Below are 1980 nucleotides of genomic sequence, written 5' to 3'. Positions count from 1 at the left end.
TACACTTTGCTCGTAAGTATGTACGCAAAGCACTGGCGGAATCTCTTAGCGAAGAACTGGAGTCTGTTTATCGGGCTAACAGCAGCCCTGAACCATTCTCAGCCTCAGCGTCGGCTATGGCCAAACGCAGCCTGAAAAATACGGTGCTAAGCTATCTGATTATCCTGGATACTGATGACAGTCTCCACATGGCTCAAAAACAGTTGGATGCCGCCACAAACATGACCGACGAACTGGCTGCTCTGTCGGCCATCATCAATAGCGATCACGCCAGTGAATCCCTGCGCGATCAGGTTTTGGAAGGTTTTTATCAACGCTGGTCCGATGAAGCGCTTGTCGTTAACCAATGGTTAACCGCGCAATCTCATGTATCAAGAGAGGGTGGCCTTGAGCGGGTACAGGCGTTGATGACACATGACGCATTCGACATTAAAAATCCCAACAAAATACGCGCTGTGATCGGTGCTTTTTGTGGGGGTAATTCAATTAACTTCCACAGGGCTGATGGGGCAGGGTATGAGTTTCTGGCCGATCAGATTCTGACCCTGAATAAGCTCAACCCACAGATAGCTTCACGCTTGCTGACACCATTGACCAAGTGGCGAAAATACGACGTCAGTCGACAAAAATTAATGCGCGCAGCATTAGATCGAATTTTGTCTGAACCTGAACTGTCAAAAGATGTCTATGAAGTCGTCTCAAAAAGCCTGAAGGATTAATGAAAAACCTGAAGGGCTGGCTCCTTACTGAACCTGAAATCTAACACCTCGTTTTTTGAGACAAAAGTGAAGGTAAAAGTGGATGTGAAGGTGGATGTAAAATTGGATGTAGAATCTGGACTTAAAACCTGGACTTGAAACGATGTCACGAGAAGAAGAGCTTTACACACACTTTCAGGAATGCCTGGCCGGTCTGAATCGGGCCTGGTCTATCTTGAACGAGCTCGAAACACAGCAGCTGCCGCCGTCTCTGACTGCTGCTGCTGTTCATATGGCGCTGATTGAATACGGCAAGCCGTTTAAAGAATCCGGCAGCGGCAACAACAAAAGACACTCTCTCGGGCTTCCCCTGGCTTCTGAAGACGATCATTTGTTACACCGGTATTTACTGGATCAGCGTGACGCGGTGTTAGCACACTCCATGTCCACACTGGAGGATACGGCTCACTACGAGGGCAAAGACGGGGGTTACAGATCACCATTGATGTCTCAAGGAGCGGTTCAGTCGCTACCACCATTGGAAGATATTAAATCCCTAATCGAACGGGTTCTCGATGTATTCTATGCACAACTGCCGCAACTGGAAAAGCAGCTGTCGTAAACATCCAGGCTAGGGGTATTTTAGAAAAAGTACTTTAGAGAAGGGTACTGTTGGAAAGTAATACTGTTAGAAAGGAATACTGCTGGAAATGAATAGTTATTCAGGACGTCTATACGAGGTTTTACGAAGCTGTAACTGATAAGCCTGCTCCAGCTTTTCATTCCGGGTAAGAAATAAATCTTCTTCCAAGCTATGAAGCTCCGGCAGGCGTTCTTCCAGAGCTTGCTGAGTCTCCAGGTCCCCGTGATGGGTAGTGTGCATCAACTCCATACCCAACTGCTGCTTTAGAGCATACCCAATCAATAGACTGCGGTGGCAAGTGGCTGGGTCTTTCTCTGCACACATCAGGCCGATCTTAAAACCTTTCGCCAATCCGTCTTTTAATCGCTCAATTCCTTTTTGAAAGAGCGGGGCGCGCATTAACCGGTCGAATTGCACCTGTCGACACTCATCATAATGATTGTCATCTTTCGACCGCGGGCCCAGCTCATCGCCCAGATACACGTATTGGATACCCGAGCGCTTTAAATGGCCCTCAATGGCTCCCTGGTGGTAATCAAAAAAGACTTTGCTGAAAGGAACTGAGCGCACATCAGCTACAGCGCTGATTTCATAGCGTTGCAACTGTTCTATAAAGGTGGCGATGGGCTTGGTGGCATA

At 47.8% G+C, this 1980-nt stretch carries 3 protein-coding genes; 2 read left to right on the top strand and 1 reads right to left on the bottom strand.

What is annotated here, in order from left to right:
- Together ACTG33_RS17105 and ACTG33_RS17100 are read left to right on the top strand one after the other, a co-directional pair.
- On the top strand, nt 1-719 hold a 719-nt coding region (locus ACTG33_RS17105; protein WP_439136477.1), incomplete at its 5' end, for an aminopeptidase N C-terminal domain-containing protein.
- Between the two features lie 142 nt (nt 720-861).
- Nucleotides 862-1320: a hypothetical protein gene (locus ACTG33_RS17100; RefSeq protein WP_439136475.1), complete on the top strand. Its 459-nt coding sequence runs from the start codon at nt 862-864 to the stop codon at nt 1318-1320.
- Between the two features lie 96 nt (nt 1321-1416).
- Here the strand turns inward: ACTG33_RS17100 and ACTG33_RS17095 are convergent.
- Nucleotides 1417-1980: DUF488 domain-containing protein (locus ACTG33_RS17095; protein ID WP_439136473.1), on the bottom strand; the 564-nt coding region annotated here is incomplete at its 5' end.

This window comes from Pseudomaricurvus sp. (genome assembly GCF_965662505.1).
Taxonomy (GTDB): domain Bacteria; phylum Pseudomonadota; class Gammaproteobacteria; order Pseudomonadales; family Cellvibrionaceae; genus Pseudomaricurvus.
This window is presented reverse-complemented; position numbering and strand designations above follow the sequence as displayed.

Excerpts from the sequence above, each read along its gene's own strand:
- ACTG33_RS17100 (WP_439136475.1), top strand. The coding sequence starts at position 862 with ATGTCACGAGAAGAAGAGCTTTACACACACTTTCAGGAATGCCTGGCC.